The following is a 23,603-nucleotide window of genomic DNA, read 5'->3' on the forward strand; positions in this document are numbered from 1 at the left end:
TTATGTGATGGAACACGGCACGATCGTCGAGCGCTTCGCGGCTGCGGAGCTGCAGGCCAAGATGCCGGTGCTGAACGAGTTGCTTGGGGTCTGATTCGAATCGGCGCGCGGCGCTGTCATGAATCGCAGGCATTGTTTTAGGGCAGGAACGGGTGGCGTCAGGTGCCGCCGAAACTAAGGAGACAGGCAATGAAGATGACTCGGCTGGCGGTCGCTCTGGCGGCTATCGTAACGGGCGTGGCAATGGGTTCGGCATCGGCGCAGGTCTCGGGCGATACCGTCAAGATCGGCTACATCACCGACATGTCTGGCTTGTACGCCGACATCGACGGCCCGGGCGGCCTCGAAGCCATCAAGATGGCAATCGAGGACAACGGTGGCAAGGTGCTGGGCAAGCCGATCGAGCTGGTCTCGGCCGATCACCAGAACAAGGCCGACATCGCCGCCTCGAAGGCGCGCGAGTGGATGGACCAGCAGGGCCTGGACGTGCTGATCGGCGGCACCAATTCCGCCACCGGCCTGGCCATGAACAAGGTGGCCTCGGAGAAGAAGAAGGTCTACTTCAATATCGGTGCCGGCTCGGCGCGCCTGACCAACGAAGAGTGCTCGCCGTACACCGTGCACTATGCATATGACACGGTGGCGCTCGCCAAGGGTACCGGCAGCGCGGTGGTCAAGCAGGGTGGCAAGTCGTGGTTCTTCCTGACCGCCGACTATGCCTTCGGCCACTCGCTGGAAAACGATACCGCGGCCGTGGTGAAGGCCAACGGCGGCACGGTGGTGGGCTCGGTGCGCCATCCGCTGTCGGCATCGGATTTCTCGTCGTTCCTGCTGCAGGCGCAATCGTCCAAGGCGCAGATCCTCGGCCTGGCCAATGCCGGCGGCGACACCATCAACTCGATCAAGGCGGCCAAGGAATTCGGCATCACCAAGACGATGAAGATCGCCGGCCTGCTGATGTTCATCAACGACATCCACAGCCTGGGCCTGAAGAACACCGAAGGCCTGCTGATGACCGACAGCTGGTACTGGGACATGAACGACGATACGCGCAAGTTCGCCGCGCGCTTCTTCACCAAGATGAAGAAGATGCCGAGCAGCTTGCAGGCCGCCGACTACTCTGCCGCGCATACGTACCTGAAGGCGGTCGAGGCAGCCAAGACGGATGATCCGGACAAGGTCATGGCCGAGCTCAAGAAGATGAAGATCAACGACTTCTACACCAAGGGCTACATCCGCCAGGATGGCCGCGGCATCCACGACATGTACCTGATGCAGGTGAAGTCGCCGGCCGAATCGAAGAAGCCGTGGGACTACCTGAAGGTGGTGGCCACGATCCCGGGTGAGCAGGCTTTCACCACGGTGGCGGAATCGAAGTGCGCGATGATGAAGAAGTAAGCGTTTGAACTGAGTTGAGTTGCGTAGAGTTGATTGAGGTATGACGCCCCCGCCCGGGACCGTTGCATGTTGACCGGGTTCGGGAGTGGGGGCCAGTGTCTTTCTTCGCTTCATTTTGACAGCGCCTGCCTGGCGGGGAACGACGAATCCCGGCTGGTGCGCAAACGGTAACGCCTGCGATGGACATCTTCGGTATTCCTCTGCCCGCCATGCTGTCCCAGTTACTGCTGGGACTGGTCAACGGTGCCTTCTATGCGATGTTGAGCCTTGGCCTTGCGGTCATCTTCGGGCTGCTCAACGTCATCAATTTTGCCCACGGGGCGCTGTTCATGCTCGGCGCGGTCCTGGCCTGGATGGGCATGGAGTACGCCGGGCTCAACTACTGGGTGATGCTGGTGCTGTCGCCGCTGGCGGTGGCGCTGATCGGCATCGTGATCGAGCGCACCATGCTGCGCTGGATCTACAAGCTCGACCATATCTACGGCCTGCTGCTGACGCTCGGCATCACGCTGGTGATCGAAGGCATCTTCCGCTCGATCTATGGGGTGTCGGGGTTGCCGTACTCGGCGCCCGAGGCGCTGAGCGGCGCCACGGATCTGGGCTTCATGATCCTGCCGAACTACCGGGCCTGGGTGGTGGCTGCCTCGCTGGTGGTGTGCTTCTCCACCTGGTACCTGATCGAGAAGACCAAGCTGGGCGCTTATTTGCGCGCTGGCACCGAGAACCCCAAGCTGGTTGAAGCCTTTGGCGTCAACGTGCCGCTGATGGTGACGCTGACCTACGGGTTCGGCGTGGCGCTGGCGGCGTTTGCCGGCGTGCTCGCGGCACCGGTGATCCAGATCTCGCCGCTGATGGGGCAGAACCTGATCATCATCGTGTTCGCGGTGGTGGTGATCGGCGGGATGGGCTCGATCATGGGCTCGATCCTGACCGGCCTCGGCCTGGGCGTGATCGAGGGCCTGACCAAGGTGTTCTATCCCGAGGCCTCGTCCACGGTCGTGTTCTTCATCATGGTGATCGTGCTGATGCTGCGCCCGGCCGGACTGTTCGGGAGGGAGAAGTGATGAACCAACCAACCGGCGCGGCAGTGGCCGCGGGGCAGACAAGACAGGGGCGGGGCGTGCAGAAGAAACTGTTGTACGGATTGTTGCTGGCAGCGCTGGTCCTGGCGCCGATGGCCGGAGCGTATCCGGTGTTCGTGCTCAAGGTGCTGTGCTTCGCGCTGTTCGCGTGCGCCTTCAATCTGCTGATCGGTTATACCGGGCTGCTGTCGTTCGGCCATGCGGCCTTCTTCGGCGGCGCGGCCTATACGGCCGGGCATGCGATGAAGGTGTGGGGCGTCACGCCTGAGGTTGGGCTGGTGCTGGGCACGCTGGCGGGCGCCTTGATCGGCTACGTGGTCGGGTACATCGCGATTCGCCGGCAAGGCATTTATTTCTCCATGATCACGCTGGCGCTGGCGCAGATGCTGTTCTTCTTCTGCCTGCAGGTGCCGTACACCGGGGGCGAGGATGGCTTGCAGGGCATTCCGCGCGGCAAGCTGTTCGGTGTGTTGTCGCTAGCCAACGATCTGACACTGTATTACGTGGCGCTGGCGATCATCGTGGCGGCCTTCGCGCTGATCGTGCGTACCGTGCATTCGCCGTTCGGCCAGATCCTCAAGGCGATCAAGGAAAACGAGCCGCGCACCATCTCGCTGGGCTACGATACGGACCGCTTCAAGCTGATGGTGTTTGTGCTGTCTGCGGCTCTTTCCGGGCTGGCCGGGTCGATCAAGGCGCTGGTGCTGGGCTTTGCCACGCTGACCGACGTGCACTGGTCCATGTCGGGCTCGGTGATCCTGATGACGCTGGTTGGCGGCCTGGGCACGCTTTCGGGCCCGCTGGTCGGGGCTTTCGTGGTGGTGGCGCTGGAAAACAAGCTTGGCGACATCGGCACCTTCCTGGCCTCGACGACGGGCATCGAGTGGTTCAACTCACTGGGCGAATCCGTCACAATGGTGACCGGCGTGATCTTCGTGATCTGCGTATTGACGTTCCGCCGCGGCATCATGGGCGAGCTTCTTGCCCGCTTTGGGAAGGCCCGGGAGTGATCGTGGGGCGACATGCCCGATTTTGGGGCTAGGGTTTCTTCTAGCTTGCTCGAAACGCACCGCTTCGTTACATTCCATATACGGTTTTCGCAGGTTAAATGGAGGCGGAAGCGAGGAGACGACAGGCGCGCAGTCACTAGGCTGCAGTGTCAATATAAGATAAGGGCGTTGCTGGGTGATCCTCGGCAACGCCTTTTTTAATTTCCGGGTTGCATGCCCGTTCCTGGTGCGTGATGTTTTCGCCATGCGGAATCGTCGTCAAAGCCACCGATTGCGCATGCGACAATGCGGCCTTGCCACCGGGCCCGCCATGCCGTCAGATCCCCCCTCTCTAATTCCTTCCCCGCCTGAATCCGCAATGACCCCGGCCTCGATATGCCTGGCCGGTACTGGCGATGCGCAAAACCTGGGCGCCTGGCTGCAATCACGGCACGCATTGCCCGTCGCGGCGGCGCGCGCCCGGCAGGCGCTGCTGGAGGGCCTGCTTGCCCGGCCTGAGCGCGGGGCCTGTGTGGTGGCGCAGGCCAGCGCCGGCCCGGATCTGCTCGGTTGCCTGCCCGTTACGCTGATACCGCATCTCGAACTTGCCGGCCTTGCGGCGCTTGCCACCGAATGGTGGGCCGGTGACGTGCCGGCGGACAGGGGCGCCGCCTTGCTGCTGGATTGCTGTGGCCTGCTGGCCGACTGGTGCAGCGCGCATGGCGTGCGCCATCTGTTGCTGGCGCCGGCGCTGCTGACAGCGGCGCAGGCCGCACCGGCCGGCTTTGCGCCGCATGCCAGCGGCCTGTGGCATCTCAATTTGTCACCAGCCGCCAAGATGCTGGGCTGACGCTTCCAGCGCGCCTGCCGCGCTTGGTTCACCTCCTTCGCTCGTTCCCTCCGTTTTCTCTTTCTTCGTTTCCCCGCGTCCATGGAATTCGCGTTTCTTGCTGTTGCCGCTTTTCTTGCCGGCCTGATCGATGCTGTCGCCGGCGGCGGTGGCCTGGTGCAGATCCCCGCGCTGTTTTCGGCCTATCCCAACATGGCGCCGGCCACGCTGCTCGGCACCAGCAAGGTGGCGTCGCTGGCCGGTACCACCAATGCGGCGTTGCGCTATGGCCGCAGCGTGCGCATCTACTGGGGTGCGACCTTGCCGACGATGCTGTCGGCCTTCGCCTTTTCGATGGCGGGTGCCTACGCGCTCACGCTCATTCCCGCGGAGCCGCTGCGCAAGTCGCTGCCCTTTATCCTGGTGGCCCTGCTGGTCTATACGGTGGCCAAGAAGAGCCTGGGCACCGAGCACGCACCGTCGCTCTCCGGCGGCAAGGAACGCGCCGCTGCGTTGTTGGCGGGCGCCGTGATCGGCTTCTACGACGGCGTGTTCGGGCCGGGCACCGGCAGCTTCCTGATGATCGTGTTCGTGCGCGTGTTTGGCTACGATTTCCTGCACGCCTCGGCATCGACCAAGGTGGTCAACCTCGCCACCAACCTGGCGGCCTTGCTGCTGCTGGCGGCGAAGGGGCACGTCTGGTGGCAGCTCGGGCTGGTCATGGCGCTGGCTAACGTGGGCGGCAGCCAGATTGGCAGCCGCCTCGCGCTCAAGCATGGCAGCGCCTTTGTGCGGCGCGTGTTTATCGTGGTGGTGGCAGCGCTGATCGTGAAAACCGCCTGGGATGCGTTCGGCCGCTGAGCGTCGGTTCGCGGCCGTGTCGCTTGCATGCTGCGATGCGGGTTAATCCCGCTAGCCCGGCGATATGCCTGTTGCTAGACTCGCTACGCATTCCCGACCGGGCGGTCGGTGAATGAGCGGCCGGCGTGGCGCACCATGGCATTGCCTGGCGAGCCCCGCCGAGCGCCGCCGGGGATCACGCGCAGGACGGGAGATTGGGGCAGGGCGGACGCGGATTCGCCCATCGCCTCGGGGTAGCAGGCAGGCGCCGGCGTTGCGCCTGGATACGGGCCTGAAAAGCACCGAAAGGGCACCGGCACAATAAGATCCACCAGGACAAGACAGACCAGAAGAACAGAAGACCAGATTGAGGCATCCGACTGGCCGCGAGGCGGCACGGATGCCTCTTCCGTTTGCCGCAATGGAAGGAGACACGATGACATTCAAGCGCGCCAGCCTGCTGGCTCTCGCCGCCGCCAGCCTGTGCGCCGGCACTGCCAGCGCACAGGTCAAAGTCGGGGTAACGCTATCGGCCACCGGGCCCGCCGCCTCGCTGGGCATTCCCGAGAAGAACACCATCTCGCTGCTGCCCAAGGAGATCGCTGGCAAGAAGATCGAGTACATCGTGCTCGACGATGCGTCGGACACCACCACCGCGGTCAAGAATACGCGCAAGCTGATCAGCGAAGACAAGGTCGACGTGATTGTCGGCTCCACCGTGACGCCCAACTCGCTGGCCATGGTGGATGTCGTCGCCGAGAACGAAACGCCGATGATCACGCTGGCCGCCTCGGCCCGCATCATCGAGCCGATGGATGCCAAGCGCGCCTGGGTCTTCAAGACGCCGCAGAACGACTCGCACATGGCCACCGCCATTGCCGAGCACATGACCAACCACAACGTGAAGACGGTTGCCTTTATCGGCTTCGCGGACGCCTATGGCGATAGCTGGGCGCAAGAGTTCGCCAAGGTCGGCGAGATGCGCAAGATCAAGGTGGTGGCCAATGAACGCTTTGCGCGCACCGACACCTCGGTCACCGGCCAGGTGCTCAAGATGATGGGCAGCAACCCGGACGCCGTGCTGATCGCAGGCTCGGGCACGCCCGCCGCGCTGCCCGCCAAGGCGCTCAAGGAGCGTGGCTGGAAGGGCAAGATCTACCAGACCCACGGTGTGGCCAACGCCGACTTCCTGCGCGTGTGCGGCAAGGATTGCGAAGGCACCTTCTTGCCGGCCGGCCCGCTGCTGGTGGCCGAGCAGCTGCCGGACACGAACCCGGTGAAGAAGCCTGCCATTACCTACAAGACAGCGTACGAAAAGGCATTCGGCGGCCAGGTCTCGACCTTCGGCGGCCACGCCTGGGATGCCGGCCTGCTGCTGCAGCGAGCCATCCCCGAGGCGCTGAAGAAGGGCCAGCCGGGCACCAAGGAGTTCCGCAAGGCGCTGCGCGATGCCATGGAGCAGACCAAGGAGCTGCCGATCTCCCACGGCATCATGAACATGACGCCGACCGACCACCTTGGCCTGGACCAGCGCGCGCGCGTGATGGTGGAGATCGTCGACGGCAAGTGGAAGCTGCAGACCAAGTAAGCGGCACGACTGGCTGCATTGGATGCAAAAAGGGCGCATGGCCAGCCATGCGCCCTTTTTGTTGGTGCCGGCTCATGCCGGCCCACGCCATTGCGCGACTACAGGCAATCCCGCACTTGACACCGCATCCGCCATGCGAGATCTTTAACGTGTTAATGAATATGGCGTTTGCCAGGATAAGCAAAACGGGATGACGGCCATGGTGCGCTGCGGATATGCTGCACCCGGCATATGCATAGCTTCCCGCCGGCCGTGCCGATTACCGATGCGGCACTGCGGAATCTAAGGGTTCGTCGGGATTTCCGCTATGCGTAAGTTGTTTCATATTTCGTAACTCGTAATTTCACAAGCCAGCCGGCTTCCCTCCGCCGGCGGGACTCACCAACAATACGGGGAGACAATGGACCTCTCGATCGCCGCCATCCTGGCGCAGGACGGCATCACCTCGGGCGCCATCTATGCGCTGCTCGCGCTGGCCCTGGTGCTGGTGTTCTCGGTGACCCGCGTCATCTTCATTCCGCAAGGGGAGTTCGTCGCCTATGGCGCGCTGACACTGGCGGCGATTCAGTCCGGCCATGCGCCGCAAAGCAGCTGGCTGCTGCTGGTCATGGGCGTGCTCACCTTTCTCTATGAGACGGTCACCATCCTGCGCAGCGCCGAACTGCGCCGGACCGCGCCCAGGCGGATTGCGGTACTGGCTGGCAAATACCTGGTCTTCCCGCTGGCCGTGCATCTGCTCGCGCAGAACTTCGACGGGCAGTCGATGCCCATGCTGGCGCAGATCGCGCTGACGCTGCTGATCGTGATTCCGCTCGGGCCCATGCTGTACCGTCTTGCCTACCAGCCGCTGGCCGAAGCCAGCACGCTGGTGCTGCTGATTGTCTCGGTGGGCGTGCACTTTGCACTGGTGGGGCTGGGGCTGGTGATGTTCGGCGCCGAGGGCTCGCGCACCGCGCCTTTCTCCGAGGCGCGCTTTGAAGTGGGCAGCCTGACGATCTCCGGGCAGAGCCTTTGGGTGGTTGGCGTATCGGCACTGATGATCGCGGGGCTGTATTTCTACTTCGAACGCACCATCGCCGGCAAGGCGCTGCGTGCCACGGCGGTCAATCGCCTGGGCGCGCGGCTGGTCGGCATTGGCACGACGCAGGCCGGGCGCCTGTCGTTCACGCTGGCAGCGGCAATGGGCGCGCTGTGCGGGATCCTGATCGCGCCGCTGACCACGGTGTACTACGAGTCCGGCTTCCTGATCGGCCTGAAGGGCTTCGTCGGTGCCATCGTTGGCGGTCTGGTGAGCTACCCGGTGGCGGCCGCCGGTGCCATCCTGGTGGGGCTGCTCGAATCGTATTCGTCCTTCTGGGCCAGCGCGTTCAAGGAGGTCATCGTGTTCACCCTGATCCTGCCCGTGCTGCTGTGGCGCTCGCTCACCAGCAAGCATGTGGAAGACGAGGAATAAGGGACACGCCATGAACACCAACCTCAAGAACCGAATCTTCCTGCTGGCCTTCGCGGTAGTGCTGGCGCTGTTGCCCGTGCTGCCCACGCCCGAATTCTGGATCACGCTGGGCAACTACATCGGCCTGTACAGCATCGTCGCCATCGGCCTGGTCCTGCTCACCGGCGTGGGTGGCATGACCTCCTTTGGCCAGGCCGCCTTCGTCGGGCTGGGCGCCTACAGCACCGCCTACCTCACCACGCAGTTCGGGCTTTCGCCCTGGCTCGGCCTGCTGGTCGGGCTGGTGATCACGATGGCCTCGGCCTATGTGATCGGCCTGATCACCATGCGCATGTCGGGCCACTACCTGCCGCTCGCCACCATCGCCTGGGGCCTGTCGCTATTTTTCCTGTTCGGCAACCTGGAATTCCTCGGCAAGTACGACGGCCTCAACGGCATTCCCGTGCTGCACGTGCTCGGCATCGAGCTGGCCTCCGGGCGCTCGATGTTCTACCTGATCTGGGCCGTGGTGCTGGTGTCGGTGATCGCCATGCAGAACCTGCTCAACTCGCGCCCGGGCCGCGCCATCCGCGCCTTGAAGGGCGGCGGCACCATGGCCGAGGCGATGGGCGTGAACACCGCGTGGATGAAGGTGGTGATCTTTGTGGTGGCGGCGATGCTGGCCTGCATCTCCGGCTTTCTCTACGCGCATCTGCAGCGCGCGGTGAACCCCACGCCGTTCGGGCTGAACTACGGCATCGAGTACCTGTTCATGGCGGTGGTGGGCGGCGTAGGCCACGTGTGGGGCGCGGTGCTTGGCGCCGGCATCCTCACCATCCTGAAGGACGTGCTGCAAGGCGTGCTGCCCAAGCTGCTGGGCGCCAACGGCAACTTCGAAACCATCGTGTTCGGCGTGCTGATGGTGCTGCTGCTGCAATACGCGCGCGATGGCATCTGGCCGTTCATCAAGAAGCTGTTCCCCAACGGGCCGCCGGTGATGGCGCCGGCGCAAGCGCCCGCGCTGCCGTTGCGCGCCAAGCCGCAGGCCGGCGAACTGATCCTCGATGTCAAAGCCGCGCGCAAGGAGTTCGGCGGGCTGGTGGCGGTCAACGATGTGAGCTTCCAGGTCCGCGCCGGCGAGATCATCGGGCTGATCGGCCCCAATGGCGCGGGCAAGTCCACCACCTTCAACCTCGTCACCGGCGTGCTGCCCGCCACGCGCGGCGAGGTGCTGTATCGCGGCGAGCAGATCTCCGGGCTGCCCTCGCGCGAGATCGTCAAGCGCGGCATCGGCCGCACCTTCCAGCATGTGCATCTGCTGCCCACCATGACCGTGCTGGAGAACGTGGCCATCGGTGCACACCTGCGCGGCGACTTTGCGCCGCAAGGCGGCGTGACGGCAGCGATCCTGCGCATGAACAAGAGCGAGGAGGCCAAGCTGCTGCACGAAGCCGCGCGCCAGCTCGAGCGCGTGGGCCTGGCCGACTGCATGTACATGGAAGCCGGCAGCCTCGCGCTGGGCCAGCAACGCATCCTGGAGATCGCGCGCGCGCTGTGCTGCGATCCCGCGCTGCTGTTGTTGGATGAGCCCGCGGCGGGGCTGCGCTACAAGGAGAAGCAGGCACTGGCCGAGTTGCTGAAGAAGCTCAAGGGCGAGGGCATGAGCGTGCTGCTGGTCGAGCACGACATGGACTTCGTGATGAATCTGACGGACCGGCTGGTGGTGATGGAGTTCGGTACGCGCATTGCAGAAGGCGTGCCCGAGGACGTGCAGAAGGACCCGGCGGTGCTCGAGGCCTATCTCGGCGGCGTGGAGTAAGGAAACGACAATGAGCCTGATCCTGGAAGTGAAGGACCTGCACGTGCGTTACGGCAAGGTCGAAGCCGTGCACGGCGCCAACCTGAAAGTGGAAGCGGGAAAGATCGTCACGGTGATCGGCCCCAATGGCGCGGGCAAGTCCACCATGCTCAACGCCATCATGGGCGCGTTGCCGGTGAGCGGTTCGTCCACCGGCGCGGTGACCTACCTCGGCCACGACCTCGCCGGCCTGCCGGTGGAAGGGCGCGTGGCGCGCGGCATGTGCCTGGTGCCGGAGAAGCGCGAACTGTTTGGCTCGATGAGCGTGGCGGACAACCTGGTGCTGGGCGCCTATCGTCGCAAGCGTGCGGGTGAGAAGAACTTCCTCGACCAGATGGAAGTGGTCTACGGCCTGTTCCCGCGCCTGAAGGAGCGGGCGAAGCAGGACGCCGGCACGCTGTCCGGGGGTGAGCGGCAGATGCTGGCGGTGGGCCGCGCGCTGATGGCCAAGCCGCAGTTGCTGATGCTGGACGAGCCGAGCCTGGGGCTGGCGCCGCTGATCGTCAAGGAGATCTTTCACATCATCAATGACCTGCGCAAGACGGGGGTGGCGACGCTGCTGATCGAGCAGAACGCGCGGGCGGCGCTGCAGGTGGCGGACTACGGGTACGTGATCGAGACGGGGGATATGGCGATGGAGGGGCCGGCTGCCGAGCTGGCGGCTAACCCGAAGGTGATCGAGACGTATCTGGGGTTGGCGAAGAAGGCGGCTTAGGCTTTATCGATTGTCAGGATTCATATGACGAATAATGGCGGACATTGTCCGCCATTATTATTTGTGGGCCGGATTGCCAGAGGCCGACCCGGTGCGGCAATGTTCGTGATCAAAGGCTAGCGCAGCGATAGGTACGCTAAATATTCATGATAAGAATTTTAATTTACATATGAGCTGAAGTTAAATTCGTTATGGAAATACCTATGCGCCACGGAGCTATTTGCCATTCGATAGACGAAATTATTTACAAAATTCTGACTTCAATTATTTATCGGGTGAATTTACCTGGTTGGCCTGCAGCACATCGGGATCTTGCGCTGCCATGCCGAGTAGCCACGCACGAAACTTGGCAAATGCGGGATGGTCCCGCCTCTCCCTAGGCGCACACAGGAAGTACCCCCGCGTCAGCCTGATCGGCAAATCAAACGGCGCCACTACGCGCCCTGCGGCGATCTCGTCTCGTACCAGACAGCGCTGCAACACTGCCACTCCCATGTCCGCCTTGACCGCCTGGACCAGAATCGAGACCTGGTCGAAGCCCGTGGCAAGCGCCGGCGCAGCACTGGGTACGCCTGCCGCACATAGCCAGTGCTGCCAGTTGGCCGGGGCGGTGGTGTGGTAGAGCAAGGGTTCCTCGAGCAGTTCTGCCGGTTGGGACCATCGTCCGGATTCATGGCGGGCGCGGGCCCGGTCGGGATGGCAGATGGGTACCATCTCGCTGCCGATCACGTAGTCGCATTGCAGGCCCGGCCAGCGGTCCGAGGCGCCGGCGAGGATTGCGGCATCCGGCGCCGGGCCTGAGAAGTCCTCATTGCGCCGGTAGGGCACGAAGTCCAGGCGGATCTCGGGGTGGCGACGGTGGAAATCCGGCAGCCTCGGTATCAGCCATACGCTGGCCAGCGTGGGCACGGCGGACAGCGTGAGGTGATGCTGACGGTCGCGAGAGAGCAGGGCGGCGCTGGCGTTCTCAATGGCTGCCAGCGGGCCGGCTACTGAGTCGAGCAGCTGCCGGCCGGCATCGGTCAGGGTCAGGCGATGCGCATTGCGTTGGAGAAGGGGCTGGCCGAAGTGCGATTCGAGGCGGGCGATGGCGCGGCTGATCGCCCCCTGGGTGACACACAGATCCTCCGCCGCACGCGTAAAGCTGCCCAGTCGCGCTGCGGCGGCAAAGGCATGCAGTTCGGACATCGAGGGCGAGCGTAGCCGCATGGGGGGAGCCGAGAATGAGCTTTGGTAATGCAAGCGTGCAATATAGTCGTTTGTGCGGACCCGGTAAACTGCCGACACTTGGCCACCTTCCCATATAACGCCAAGGAGAAAACCCTCATGATCCGAGCCAGTTTGCCGCGCCGGCATTTCGTCCTGTCCTGCCTGGCGGCGTGCGCCAGCCTCTGCGCCGCCGGCGGCGCGCTCGCGCAGGCCAACTATCCGAACCGCCCGATCCGCCTGGTCGTACCTTTTGCCGCGGGCGGCTCGACCGACCTGTCGGCGCGCCTGGTTGCGGAGTTCGGCGGCCGCGAGTTGGGCCAGCCGATCGTGGTGGAGAACAAGGGCGGTGCCGGCGGCTCGCTCGGCATGGAGCAGGTCGCGCGCTCGGCACCGGATGGATACACCATCGGCATGGCTACCGTCAGCACGCACGGTTCCAACCCGGCCGTGTACCCCAAGCTGAATTACGATCCGATCAAGGACTTCGCGCCGGTCACCAATGTGATGGCGGTCCCCAGCGTGTTCGCGGTGCATCCCAGCGTACCGGCCAAGACCATGCAGGAGTTCGTTGCCCTGGCGCGTGCCAACCCCGGCAAGTACAGCGTTGCTTCGCCAGGTGCGGGCTCCCTGGGTCATGTGAATATCGAGAACTTCAAGATGCTGGCCAAGATCGACCTGCTGCACGTACCGTACAAGGGCGCCGGTCTGGGACTCAACGACGCGGTGGCGGGGCAGGTTAGTGCCATCACCGACAACTTGTCGTCCGCGCTGCCCCACGTGAAATCCGGGAGGCTGCGCCCGCTAGCCGTGCTGGGCTCCGCGCGTTCGCCGCTACTGCCCAACGTCCCGACCTACGCGGAACTGGGCTACAAGGAGATGGGGGATGGCGGTTGGTTCGGCATCGTGGCACCCGCGGGCACGCCGCCGGCTATTATCGAGAAGCTCAATCGCGCCATCCACAAAGCCATGCAGAACCCGGAGTTCAAGCGCAAGGTGGAAGAGTCCGGCGGCACGCTCGTGCCGACCACGCCGGATGGCTTCAAGGTACAGATCCAGCAGGCCATGACGCGCTATGCGCGCGTCGCCAAGGCCGCCAACATCAAACTGGATTGATGGCATGAACGATAGCTTCGAACCCTTTTTCCAGTCCGCGCCGCAGGCTCAGGCCTTGCCGCTGGTTTGCGATTCGCCGCACAGCGGCACGTGCTACCCGCAGGACTTCGGTGCGGCCATCCCGCTGCAGCGGCTCCGGAGCGGCGAAGACACCCACGTGGAATCGCTGTGGGAAGCTGTGCCGCGGATCGGCGGCACGCTGATCGCTGCGAATTTCCCCCGTGTCTATATCGATCCCAATCGTACGCTTGACGATCTGGATCCCGAACTGCTGGATGGCACCTGGCCTGAGCCGCTGGCGCCGGGCGAAAAGACGCGCCTTGGCTATGGGCTGATCTGGCGCAATGTGGATGCGGCAACGCGAATCTACGGTCGCAAGCTCTCGCTGCAAGAGGTACGCGGCCGGATCGATCGATACTACCGCCCCTATCATCAGGCGCTATCGGCGGCGGTGGAGGAGGCCTTTCAGCGCTTCGGTGCGGTCTGGCATCTGAACCTGCACTCCATGCCGAACAACGCCTATGAGCGGCTCAAGATCCAGAGTCCGCATCCACTGGCCGACTTCGTTCTGGGTGATCGCGATGGCACGACTTGCGAGCCGGATTTCGTCGCGCTGGTGGAATCCGAGTTGCGGGCGCTCGGCTATACGGTGGCGCGCAACGATCCCTACAAGGGTGTGCAACTGATCGCGCAGATTGGCCGACCGGCCGAACGGCGTAACAGCTTGCAGATCGAGATTCGCCGACCGCTCTATATGGATGAGGCGACGCGCGAGCGCAACGGCGGGTTCGGCCAGCTTCAGGCGGATCTGGGCCAACTAGTCGAGCGCATTGCCAGCTACTTGCGAGAGCAGGGTAGGGCATGATGCGTAGACGTTAATCCAGTCGGCATTCAAGCCGGGCCATCGAGCCCGGTTTTTTTGTTTCACGTGGAACACACCCGAGTTATTCATGCGGCATGTTTCACGTGAAACATGCCGTGGCCCAGGGAAGCCACAGCGAATGCCGCTATAATTCGGCATCCCGATTCATTTCCCGCTAGCCTCCCGGAGGAGGTGCCTCCATGCTTTACCCAAAAGAATTCGATGTCATTGTTGTCGGTGGTGGCCACGCCGGCACGGAAGCTGCACTCGCCGCGGCGCGTATGGGTTGCCAGACGCTGCTGCTGAGCCACAACATCGAGACCCTTGGTCAGATGAGCTGCAATCCGTCCATCGGCGGCATTGGCAAGGGTCATCTCGTCAAGGAGGTGGATGCAATGGGCGGCGCCATGGCGGCAGCCACGGATGAGTCGGGCATCCAATTCCGCATCCTGAATTCCAGCAAGGGCCCGGCCGTACGTGCCACCCGCGCTCAGGCGGACCGTGTGCTGTATCGCAAAGCGATTCGCGTGCGGCTGGAGAATCAGCCCAACCTGATGCTGTTCCAGCAGGCCGTGGATGACCTGGTGGTGGAGGGTGATCGTGTTGTCGGCGCTGTCACGCAGGTCGGCATCACCTTCCGCGCACGCGCCGTGGTGCTGACCGCCGGTACCTTCCTCGATGGGAAGATTCACGTGGGGCTGGATAACTACACTGGCGGCCGCGCGGGCGACCCCGCCTCGGTCTCGCTTTCGGCGCGCCTGAAAGAGCTCAAGCTGCCGCAGGGCCGCCTGAAGACGGGTACGCCGCCGCGTATCGACGGACGCACCATCGACTTCTCCGTGATGGATGAGCAGCCCGGCGATCTCGATCCGGTGCCGGTGTTCTCCTTCCTGGGTCGTGCCGATCAGCACCCGCAGCAACTGCCGTGCTGGATCACGCATACCAACAGCCGGACCCACGATATCATCCGTGGCGGCCTGGATCGCTCGCCGATGTACACCGGCGTGATCGAAGGGGTGGGGCCGCGGTACTGTCCCAGCATCGAGGACAAGATCCACCGCTTTGCCAGCAAGGACAGCCACCAGATCTTCCTGGAACCGGAAGGGCTGACGACCAACGAGTTCTATCCCAACGGTATCTCCACCAGCCTGCCGTTCGACGTGCAACTTGCCCTGGTGCACTCGATCCGCGGCATGGAGAACGCGCACATCCTGCGCCCCGGCTACGCCATTGAGTACGATTACTTCGATCCGCGCGCCCTCAAGGCCTCGCTGGAATCCAAGGCCATCAGCGGCTTGTTCTTTGCTGGGCAGATCAACGGCACCACCGGCTACGAAGAAGCCGCTGCCCAGGGCCTGCTGGCCGGGATCAATGCCGGCTGCTTCGTACGGGAGCGCGATGCCTGGACTCCCCGGCGGGACCAAGCCTATCTTGGAGTTCTGGTCGACGATCTGATCACCCGTGGGGTCTCGGAACCGTACCGAATGTTCACCAGCCGCGCCGAGTTCCGTTTGAGCCTGCGGGAAGATAATGCCGATATGCGACTGACCGAGGCCGGCCGGGAGCTGGGTGTGGTCGATGATGTGCGCTGGGATGCATTTAACCGGAAACGCGATGCTGTTTCACGTGAAACAGAGCGGCTGAAGGGTACCTGGGTGAATCCGAGCATCCTGCCGGAAGCCGATGCCGTGCCGCTGCTCGGCAAGGCGATCGAGCGCGAGTACAACCTCGCCGATCTGCTGCGCCGTCCCGCTGTCACGTATGAAGCGCTGATGGCGTTGCAGGAAGGCAAGTTCGCACCTGCCCGGGCACTCGATGCCGACCCGCTGCTGGTCGCGCAGATTCGCGAGCAGATCGAGATCGGCATCAAGTATCACGGCTACATCGCCCGGCAAGCCGCAGAGGTGGACAAGCTCGAAGCCAACGAATCCACCCGCCTGCCTGAAGATTTCGACTACACGGAAGTGCGCGGCCTTGGCATCGAGGTGGGCCAGAAGCTGAATCAGCACCGGCCCGAGACCCTCGGCCAGGCATCGCGTATTTCTGGCGTGACGCCGGCTGCGATTTCGCTGCTGCTGGTCCATCTGAAAAAGAAGGGCATGGGGCGTACCAAGTCCGACTCCAGCCAAGAGGCCGCCTGAGTGAGGAACCAACGTTACGCGGCCGTGGATGATGCCGACCAGCGCCGCCGCCTGGAGGCCGGCTTGTCCGCCATCGGCCTGGCGCTCTCCGCGAGCCAGATCGATCAGTTGTTTGCCTACCTGGCACTGCTGCGCAAATGGAACGCCATCTATAACCTGACCGCCATCCGTCATCCCGACGAGATGTTGACCCACCACATGCTCGACTCGCTGGCCGCCGTGCCGGCGCTGGCGCAAGCGGCTCGCGCCGCGGCGGTGGAGGAGGGCGCGCGTGGCCGGGTGCTCGACGTGGGTTCGGGCGGCGGCATGCCTGGTCTGCCGCTGGCCATCACGTGTCCCGACCTGTCAGTGCTGATGGTCGACATCGTGCAAAAGAAAACCGCCTTCCTCACGCAGTGCCGGGCACAGCTCGGCCTGTCCAACGCCGCTGCCCACTGGGGCCCGGTCGAAAAGCTGGAAGACGGCAAGGGGTATGCAGTCATCACGTCTCGTGCGTTTGCCGAGCTGAGCGATTTCGCATCGCTCGCCGGCCACCTGCTGGCGCCGGGCGGCAAGCTGATTGCCATGAAGGGCGTTTATCCTCAACCCGAACTCGATCGCATGGAAGCGGCCGGCCTGATGGCCGAGTGGCAGGTCGAGGCAATACCACGCCTGACCGTACCGGAACTGGACGCAGAACGTCACCTGGTGGTGCTGTCGCGCCGCTGACCCGGCCGGTGGTTGTCGCCGGCGCCCACCCCCGGCAGGTAGAAATCAAGCAGGAGCAGCAGGAACATATGGCCAAGGTATTCGTGATCGCAAACCAGAAGGGCGGCGTCGGCAAGACCACCACCACGGTGAACCTTGCCGCCGGCTTGGCGGCACAGGACCAGCGTGTGTTGCTGATCGACCTGGATCCCCAAGGCAATGCCTCGATGGGTTCCGGCATCGACAAGCAGTCGCTTGAGCACAGCGTCTACCAGGTGCTGGTTGGCTTGTCGACGGTGAGCCAGGCACGCCAGCATTCCGAATCCGGCAAGTACGACGTGCTGCCCGCCAACCGCGAACTGGCCGGCGCGGAAGTGGAACTGGTCGAACTGGACCAGCGTGAGAAACGTCTCAAGAACGCCATTGCCGAGGTCGATGCCGAGTACGATTTCGTGTTGATCGACTGTCCGCCGTCGCTGTCGCTGCTGACCCTCAACGGGCTGTGCGCGGCCAACGGCGTGATCGTGCCGATGCAATGCGAGTACTTCGCGCTGGAAGGGCTGTCCGATCTCGTCAATACCATCAAGCAGGTGCATGCCAACCTCAATCGCGACCTGAAGGTGATTGGCTTGCTTCGTGTGATGTTTGATCCACGTGTTACGTTGCAGCAACAGGTGTCGGCCCAGCTCGAGTCGCATTTTGGCGACAAGGTGTTCAAGACCGTCATCCCGCGCAATGTGCGGCTGGCAGAGGCACCGTCCTATGGCGTGCCGGGCGTGGCGTTCGATCCGTCGTCCAAAGGGGCCAAGGCCTACCTCGATTTCGGCGCCGAGATGATCGCGCGCGTCAAGCAACTCGACTGAACGCCGGGCTGAAAGTCACCGGGTTGAGAGTCACCGAATACAGGAAACCGAGATGAGCACCGCGAAGAAGAAGGGCCTGGGCCGCGGACTGGAAGCCCTGCTGGGTGGGCCAGCCGAGATCGTTGACGCCGTGAAGCAGGAGGGCGCCCCCTCTGTACTCCGTCTGGACCAGCTCCAGCCCGGCAAGTACCAGCCGCGCACGCGCATGGACGAAGGCGCGCTGCAGGAGCTGGCCGCGAGCATCCGTGCTCAAGGCCTGATGCAGCCGATCCTGGTGCGCCGCGTTGCCGAGCCGGATCGCTACGAGATCATTGCCGGTGAGCGCCGCTTCCGCGCCTCCAGGATCGCCGGACTCGAAGAGGTGCCGGTGCTGGTCAAGGACGTGGCCGACGAAGCCGCGGCCGCGATGGCGCTCATCGAGAATATCCAGCGTGAAGACCTCAACCCGCTGGAAGAAGCGCAAGGCATCATGCGCCTGGTGCGCGAATTCAATTTCACCCACGAGCAGGCAGCGGAATCGGTAGGGCGCTCGCGCAGCGCGGTGTCCAACCTGCTGCGTCTGCTGAACCTGGCCCAGCCGGTGCAGACGATGCTGATGGCGGGCGATCTCGACATGGGCCACGCCCGTGCGCTGCTCTCCGCCGACGGCGCCAACCAGATCACGCTCGCCAATCAGATCGTTAACAAACGTTTATCGGTGCGCGAGACCGAAAAGCTGGTAGCCTCCACCCTCAAGCCCTTTGACCTCAGGTTGCAGAAGCCGAACAATGGCGCGCCGGCGCGCGACGTGGCCCGCCTTGAGGAAGAACTATCCGACGTGCTTGGCCTGCCGGTACAGATCAAGCTGGGCGTGCGGGGCAAAGGCCAGCTCACCATTCACTTCACCAGCAATGATGCGCTCGACGGTGTGCTGACACGCCTGCGCGAGCCCGGCGAAAGCCAGTCACCCGCCTGAGCGGGATTTCCCAAAAATAGTGCGCGATTAACGGTCGGTGCAGCTGTACAGCGGCTTGGTGCAATTTGATGGCGGCCGCTTCTGGCTCGGCGTGCGCACGCCTGTGTAAGGTCTGTGCAAGGCCGATAAACGACCATGGTGCGCCGCCAGCCTTGGGCAGCTCAATTACCTGGTGCGTTATTGTTGGGCGTCGGCCGCGCACGCACTATGGGTTCGTGGCGATTGCAAGTGAAATGCAGACTGTTGCAAGGCGTCTGTAAGCAGATTGACTCGCATGGTGCATTCCTCGTAAAATCGTGCGGTTTGAATTCCGGCCGGTCCAGAAAAGTTCCGGGGCGGATTAAACAACAAGCAGCAACGAGCAAAGGCAATAGCAGGTGGTTTCAGATCGTCAGGATGCTGGTCGGAAAACCGACTGGCAGACGCGTGATGCCTGGGAAGACGAGGCAGAACGCGAAGAAGAGGCGGTCGATCCGCTGTCGCGCGTCGAGGCGGAAACGCTGTTCGGCGAGCGCGCGCTGCGCCCTTCGCGCATGACGCCCGGCAGGGTCGTGCTGGCGCAGGTTGCGGTTACTTTGTTGTCGGCCATTGCCTGGCGACTTTTTGCTGGCGGCAACGCCGGCGCGGCGGGTTGGTCGGCACTATTCGGTGGCACGGTGTGTTTCGTGCCCAGCGGTTTCTTCGCGCTGCGACTCTGGATGGCGCGCGAACGTCCCTCGATCAGCGGACTGGTGGTCGGCGAGGCGATCAAGGTGTTTGCCACCGCCGGGTTGTTCGTCCTGGTAGTGGTGCTGTACAGCGAGTTGCGCTGGGTACCGATGCTGGTCACGTTCCTGCTTGTGCTCAAGACTTACTGGGTCGCGCTGGCGATTCGCTGAGGTTGTGCCCCAGGGTGGGCCGGCCAGGCGCGGTAGGTCGGATAAGTGTGCTTCTCGTCGAAGTGGGGCACGAAAACAGAATATCAAGATGTTTTTGCGTGGCGCGTCACAACAGTGAAGCGCGGCGTGGATAAGGTTCAAACGAGCTTGCCCGCGGTGACCAGCAAAGTGTGCTGAAGGCGGTGCAAGAAGCGTACCGGCAAAATGCCGGCAACTGGTTTCGCAATATTACGGTTCGTTTCGACATGTCAGCTGCTCAAGGCGCCGAACAGGCCCTCACCCCCTCCGGCTATATCGCCGAACACTTGCAGAACCTCAACACGGTTGGCGGCAAGCAAGCCGCCGTCGTTGACTTCAGCGTCCTCAACTACGACACCGTGTTCTGGTCGGTGCTGTGCGGCGCCATCGCCGTGATTTTCCTGTACGCCGCCGCGCGCCGCGCGACCGCCGGCGTGCCGGGCCGCTTCCAGGCTTTCGTGGAAATGATCGTCGAGATGGTCGACGACCAGGCCAAGGGCATCATCCATGGCGACCGTTCCTTCATCGCTCCGCTGGCACTGATGGTGTTCTGCTGGATCACGGTGATGAATGCCGTCGACTTGATCCCGGTTGACTGGGTTACCGGCCTGAACGGCCTGCTGGGCATCTTCCACATCCATCTGCCGCACCACCGCGCGGTTGCCACGGCTGACCTGAACGGTACGCTGGGCATGTCGTGCGCAGTGCTGGTGCTGATGATCTATTACAGCTTCAAGATCAAGGGCGTGGGCGGCTTCACCCATGAACTGCTGTCGGCCCCGTTCGGCGCCAAGTGGTACCTGGCCCCGTTCAACCTGATCCTGAACCTGATTGAATTCCTGGCCAAGGCGGTTTCGCTGGGCATGCGGTTGTTCGGCAACATGTACGCCGGCGAACTGGTGTTCCTGCTGATCGCGCTGCTGGGTTCCATCTGGACGTTCGGTGCGGACCTCTCCGCGCTGGGCTTCGTCGGTCATGTGCTGGCCGGTACGGTATGGGCGATCTTCCACATCCTGATCGTTCTGCTCCAGGCTTTCATTTTCATGATGCTGACGCTGGTGTACATCGGCCAGGCACACGATCACCACTGATTTAAGTTTTTCGGTTTTTCGGTTTTTTGGTTCTAAGTCTCTTCTCAATTAAAGGAGTAGTCATGCAAGCATATCTCGCCAACATCCAGGGTCTGACCGCCATCGGTATCGGCATCATCATCGGTCTGGGCGCAATCGGCGCCTGCCTGGGTATCGCCCTGATGGGTGGCAAGTACATCGAAGCGTGCGCACGTCAGCCTGAACTGATGAACCCGCTGCAAACCAAGATGTTCCTGCTGGCTGGCCTGATCGACGCGGCATTCCTGATCGGCGTGGGCGTTGCAATGCTGTTCGCATTCGCCAACCCGCTGCTGGCTGTCATCAAGTAATTCTTTTCGGTCTGCATGATGCTGACGGGCGGCGCGGGCCACTTAGCCTGGCCGCCCTTGCGCATTTATCTGTAGTTTGATTACCGAAAGGAACACACCATGAATCTGAACGCAACGTTTTTTGCGCAGATGGTCGTGTTCTTCATCCTGTGGTGGGTAGTTGCCAAATTCATTTGGCCGCCGCTGGTGAAGGCGCTCGACGAACGCGCAAAGAAGATCGCCGATGGCCTCGCCGCCGCCGAAAAAGGCAAGGCTGAGCTCGAACTCGCCAACAAGCGTGTGGACCAGGCCCTGGCCGAAGCCCGCACCGAAGGCGCTCAACGCGTCGCTGACGCCGAGAAGCGCGCTCAGCTGACCGCTGACGAGATCAAGCAAAACGCCCAGGCAGAAGCCGCACGCATCATTGCCCAGGCCAAGGCCGAAGCGGAACAGCAAGTTACCCGCGCGCGCGAGCAATTGCGCGACCAGGTTGCCGTGCTGGCCGTCAAGGGTGCCGAGCAGATCCTCAAGCGCGAAGTGAACGCGCAGGTCCACGCGGATCTGCTCAATCAACTCAAGGCTGAGCTCTAATCATGGCTGAAACCGCAACCATTGCCCGTCCCTACGCCGAGGCGCTGTTCCGCGTCGCGACCGAATCGAGCGGCAATCTGGATGCATGGTCCGAGCTGGTGTCGGAAATGGGGCAAGTTGCCGCCAATCCCGACATGAAGGCGGTGGCTGGCGATCCGAACGTGCACGGCGACAAGCTGAGTGCACTGTTCCTGTCGGCCCTGAAGTCTCCGGTCAACGACGAAGCCAAGCGCTTCGTCAGCCTGCTGGTGGATAACCACCGCCTGTCGGTATTGCCGGAAATCGCCGAGCAGTTCCATGCGCTCAAGAACGACCGTGAAGGGTCGGCTGATGTCGAGATCACGAGTGCCTTCCCCCTTGAGGGCGCAAGCCTGACCGACCTCGTCGCCGCGCTCGAACGCAAGTTCGGCCGCAAGCTGCAGCCCTCGGTTGCGGTGGACCCGTCGCTGATCGGCGGCGTGCGCGTCAAGGTCGGCGACGAAGTGCTCGACACCTCCGTGCGTGCGCGCCTGGCAGCAATGCAAGTGGCGCTGACCGCATGATGCGCGAGAAGCGCACCAGCCGACGGATTGAAGAATTAGGAGCATTGTGATGCAACTGAACCCCTCAGAAATCAGCGAGCTGATCAAGTCCCGCATCTCGGGTCTTGGCGCCGACGCTGAAGTGCGCAACACCGGCACGGTGATTTCCGTGACCGATGGTATCTGCCGCGTGCACGGCCTGTCTGGCGTGATGCAGGGCGAGATGCTGGAATTCCCCGGTAACACGTTCGGTCTGGCACTGAACCTCGAGCGCGACTCTGTCGGCGCCGTGGTGCTGGGCGACTACGAACACATTTCCGAAGGCGACCCGGTCAAGTGCACCGGCCGCATTCTGGAAGTGCCGGTTGGCAAGGAACTGCTGGGCCGCGTGGTCAACACGCTGGGTCAGCCGATCGATGGCAAAGGCCCGATCAACGCCAAAGAAACCGACGTGATCGAAAAGGTTGCCCCTGGCGTGATCGCACGTCAGTCGGTCAGCCAGCCGGTGCAGACCGGCCTGAAGTCGATCGACGCGATGGTGCCGATCGGCCGTGGCCAGCGTGAGCTGATCATTGGCGACCGCCAGACCGGCAAGACCGCCGTTGCTGTCGACGCGATCATCAACCAGAAGGGCAAGGGCGTTTTCTGCGTCTACGTGGCAATCGGTCAGAAGGCTTCGACCGTGAACAACGTGGTGCGCAAGCTCGAAGAACTGGGCGCGATGGAGTACACCATCGTCGTTGCTGCTACGGCTTCGGACTCCGCCGCCATGCAGTACCTGGCTGCCTACGCTGGTTGCACGATGGGCGAGTACTTCCGCGACCGCGGCGAAGACGCGCTGATCGTTTATGACGACCTGACCAAGCAAGCCTGGGCCTACCGCCAGGTGTCGCTGCTGCTGCGCCGCCCGCCGGGCCGCGAAGCTTACCCCGGCGACGTGTTTTACCTGCACTCGCGTCTGCTCGAGCGCGCAGCCCGCGTGAACGCCGACTACGTCGAGAAGTTCACCAAGGGCGCAGTGACCGGCAAGACCGGCTCGCTGACCGCGCTGCCCGTGATCGAAACGCAAGCTGGCGACGTGTCCGCTTTCGTGCCGACCAACGTGATCTCGATCACCGACGGCCAGATCTTCCTGGAAACGGACCTGTTCAACGCAGGTGTGCGCCCCGCAATCAACGCCGGTATCTCGGTGTCGCGCGTTGGTGGTGCCGCCCAGACCAAGGTCGTCAAGAAGCTGTCCGGCGGTATCCGTACCGACCTGGCCCAGTACCGTGAACTGGCTGCGTTCGCGCAGTTCGCTTCCGACCTGGACGATGCCACCCGCAAGCAGCTGGAGCGCGGCCGCCGCGTGACGGAACTGCTCAAGCAGGCTCAATACCTGCCGCTGCAGGTGTGGCAGCTGGCCGCGTCGCTGTACGCAGCCAACAATGGCTTCCTCGACAACGTGGAAGTGAAGGACATTCTCCCGTTCGAGAAGGGCCTGCACGACCATCTGAAGACCAAGTACGCCGACCTCGTCAACCGCATCGAAGATTCCAAGGATCTGTCGAAGGAAGACGAAGCCACCCTGCGTGCCGCGATCGAGGATTTCAAGAAGTCCGCCGCGTTCTAACCGCGCAATTCCACGAAACTGCG

Annotated in this window: 22 protein-coding genes and 1 pseudogene; 22 read left to right on the forward strand and 1 reads right to left on the reverse strand. The window is 63.1% G+C overall.

Annotated features, from left to right (window positions below; genetic code table 11):
• The 10 genes and pseudogenes from AC1RQK_RS23190 to AC1RQK_RS23235 all read left to right on the forward strand — a co-directional run.
• Positions 1-94 (forward strand): annotated as a pseudogene (locus tag AC1RQK_RS23190) (ABC transporter ATP-binding protein); the annotation flags it as partial.
• 95 nt (positions 95-189) lie between these two features.
• On the forward strand, positions 190-1,398 hold the full coding sequence (locus AC1RQK_RS23195) for an ABC transporter substrate-binding protein (protein ID WP_441635794.1): 1,209 nt from the start codon (positions 190-192) through the stop codon (positions 1,396-1,398).
• Positions 1,399-1,577: 179 nt separating this feature from the next.
• Complete coding sequence (locus tag AC1RQK_RS23200) at positions 1,578-2,462, forward strand: branched-chain amino acid ABC transporter permease (protein WP_043350832.1); 885 nt, start codon at positions 1,578-1,580, stop codon at positions 2,460-2,462.
• A complete protein-coding gene (locus AC1RQK_RS23205; RefSeq protein ID WP_492375615.1) occupies positions 2,462-3,490 on the forward strand; it encodes a branched-chain amino acid ABC transporter permease in 1,029 nt (342 codons plus the stop codon). The genes AC1RQK_RS23200 and AC1RQK_RS23205 overlap by 1 nt, the downstream gene beginning before the upstream one ends.
• Positions 3,491-3,848: 358 nt before the next feature.
• Positions 3,849-4,319: a hypothetical protein gene (locus AC1RQK_RS23210; RefSeq protein WP_492375614.1), complete on the forward strand. Its 471-nt coding sequence runs from the start codon at positions 3,849-3,851 to the stop codon at positions 4,317-4,319.
• Between the two features lie 81 nt (positions 4,320-4,400).
• A complete protein-coding gene (locus AC1RQK_RS23215) occupies positions 4,401-5,159 on the forward strand; it encodes a sulfite exporter TauE/SafE family protein (protein ID WP_492375613.1) in 759 nt (252 codons plus the stop codon).
• Between the two features lie 415 nt (positions 5,160-5,574).
• On the forward strand, positions 5,575-6,726 hold the full coding sequence (locus AC1RQK_RS23220; protein WP_183034091.1) for an ABC transporter substrate-binding protein: 1,152 nt from the start codon (positions 5,575-5,577) through the stop codon (positions 6,724-6,726).
• A gap of 400 nt (positions 6,727-7,126) precedes the next feature.
• The gene (locus tag AC1RQK_RS23225) at positions 7,127-8,179 is read left to right on the forward strand and encodes a branched-chain amino acid ABC transporter permease (protein ID WP_150987529.1); all 1,053 of its coding nucleotides are present in this window, start codon (positions 7,127-7,129) and stop codon (positions 8,177-8,179) included.
• Positions 8,180-8,189: 10 nt separating this feature from the next.
• Positions 8,190-9,977, forward strand: coding sequence for a branched-chain amino acid ABC transporter ATP-binding protein/permease (locus AC1RQK_RS23230; RefSeq protein ID WP_492375612.1), 1,788 nt, complete (start codon positions 8,190-8,192; stop codon positions 9,975-9,977).
• A 10-nt stretch (positions 9,978-9,987) separates the two neighbouring features.
• Positions 9,988-10,731 (forward strand): ABC transporter ATP-binding protein, encoded by a 744-nt coding sequence (locus tag AC1RQK_RS23235; RefSeq protein ID WP_174426825.1) that lies wholly within the window; start codon positions 9,988-9,990, stop codon positions 10,729-10,731.
• A 264-nt stretch (positions 10,732-10,995) separates the two neighbouring features.
• On the opposite strand, the gene AC1RQK_RS23240 is transcribed toward AC1RQK_RS23235, so the two are convergent.
• Positions 10,996-11,940 (reverse strand): LysR substrate-binding domain-containing protein, encoded by a 945-nt coding sequence (locus tag AC1RQK_RS23240; protein WP_492375611.1) that lies wholly within the window; start codon positions 11,938-11,940, stop codon positions 10,996-10,998.
• Positions 11,941-12,057: 117 nt separating this feature from the next.
• Between AC1RQK_RS23240 and AC1RQK_RS23245 the strand changes: the two genes are divergently transcribed.
• The 12 genes from AC1RQK_RS23245 to atpA all read left to right on the forward strand — a co-directional run bounded on the left by AC1RQK_RS23245 (position 12,058) and on the right by atpA (position 23,580).
• On the forward strand, positions 12,058-13,053 hold the full coding sequence (locus tag AC1RQK_RS23245; protein WP_492375610.1) for a Bug family tripartite tricarboxylate transporter substrate binding protein: 996 nt from the start codon (positions 12,058-12,060) through the stop codon (positions 13,051-13,053).
• A 4-nt stretch (positions 13,054-13,057) separates the two neighbouring features.
• The gene (locus tag AC1RQK_RS23250) at positions 13,058-13,918 is read left to right on the forward strand and encodes an N-formylglutamate amidohydrolase (protein WP_492375618.1); all 861 of its coding nucleotides are present in this window, start codon (positions 13,058-13,060) and stop codon (positions 13,916-13,918) included.
• A 197-nt stretch (positions 13,919-14,115) separates the two neighbouring features.
• Positions 14,116-16,056: a tRNA uridine-5-carboxymethylaminomethyl(34) synthesis enzyme MnmG gene (gene mnmG, locus AC1RQK_RS23255; protein WP_492375609.1), complete on the forward strand. Its 1,941-nt coding sequence runs from the start codon at positions 14,116-14,118 to the stop codon at positions 16,054-16,056.
• Entirely contained in the window at positions 16,057-16,764 is a 708-nt protein-coding gene (gene rsmG / locus AC1RQK_RS23260; protein ID WP_253929173.1) for a 16S rRNA (guanine(527)-N(7))-methyltransferase RsmG, read from the forward strand. It abuts the gene before it with no gap.
• A 68-nt stretch (positions 16,765-16,832) separates the two neighbouring features.
• Positions 16,833-17,606 (forward strand): ParA family protein, encoded by a 774-nt coding sequence (locus AC1RQK_RS23265; RefSeq protein WP_150987514.1) that lies wholly within the window; start codon positions 16,833-16,835, stop codon positions 17,604-17,606.
• Between the two features lie 52 nt (positions 17,607-17,658).
• Positions 17,659-18,561: a ParB/RepB/Spo0J family partition protein gene (locus AC1RQK_RS23270; protein ID WP_043350783.1), complete on the forward strand. Its 903-nt coding sequence runs from the start codon at positions 17,659-17,661 to the stop codon at positions 18,559-18,561.
• 377 nt (positions 18,562-18,938) lie between these two features.
• Positions 18,939-19,439: an ATP synthase subunit I gene (locus AC1RQK_RS23275; protein ID WP_043350778.1), complete on the forward strand. Its 501-nt coding sequence runs from the start codon at positions 18,939-18,941 to the stop codon at positions 19,437-19,439.
• Positions 19,440-19,684: 245 nt separating this feature from the next.
• Positions 19,685-20,548: a F0F1 ATP synthase subunit A gene (gene atpB, locus AC1RQK_RS23280; protein WP_006157245.1), complete on the forward strand. Its 864-nt coding sequence runs from the start codon at positions 19,685-19,687 to the stop codon at positions 20,546-20,548.
• 62 nt (positions 20,549-20,610) lie between these two features.
• Positions 20,611-20,877, forward strand: coding sequence for a F0F1 ATP synthase subunit C (gene atpE, locus AC1RQK_RS23285; protein ID WP_006157246.1), 267 nt, complete (start codon positions 20,611-20,613; stop codon positions 20,875-20,877).
• Positions 20,878-20,976: 99 nt separating this feature from the next.
• A complete protein-coding gene (locus tag AC1RQK_RS23290; RefSeq protein ID WP_043350775.1) occupies positions 20,977-21,447 on the forward strand; it encodes a F0F1 ATP synthase subunit B in 471 nt (156 codons plus the stop codon).
• A 2-nt stretch (positions 21,448-21,449) separates the two neighbouring features.
• Positions 21,450-21,989, forward strand: a complete 540-nt coding sequence (locus AC1RQK_RS23295; RefSeq protein WP_006157248.1) for a F0F1 ATP synthase subunit delta — start codon at positions 21,450-21,452, stop codon at positions 21,987-21,989.
• 49 nt (positions 21,990-22,038) lie between these two features.
• On the forward strand, positions 22,039-23,580 hold the full coding sequence (atpA, locus tag AC1RQK_RS23300; protein ID WP_150987510.1) for a F0F1 ATP synthase subunit alpha: 1,542 nt from the start codon (positions 22,039-22,041) through the stop codon (positions 23,578-23,580).
• Positions 23,581-23,603 lie beyond the last annotated feature (23 nt).

The organism is Cupriavidus sp. GW822-FHT02D05, from assembly GCF_058802485.1.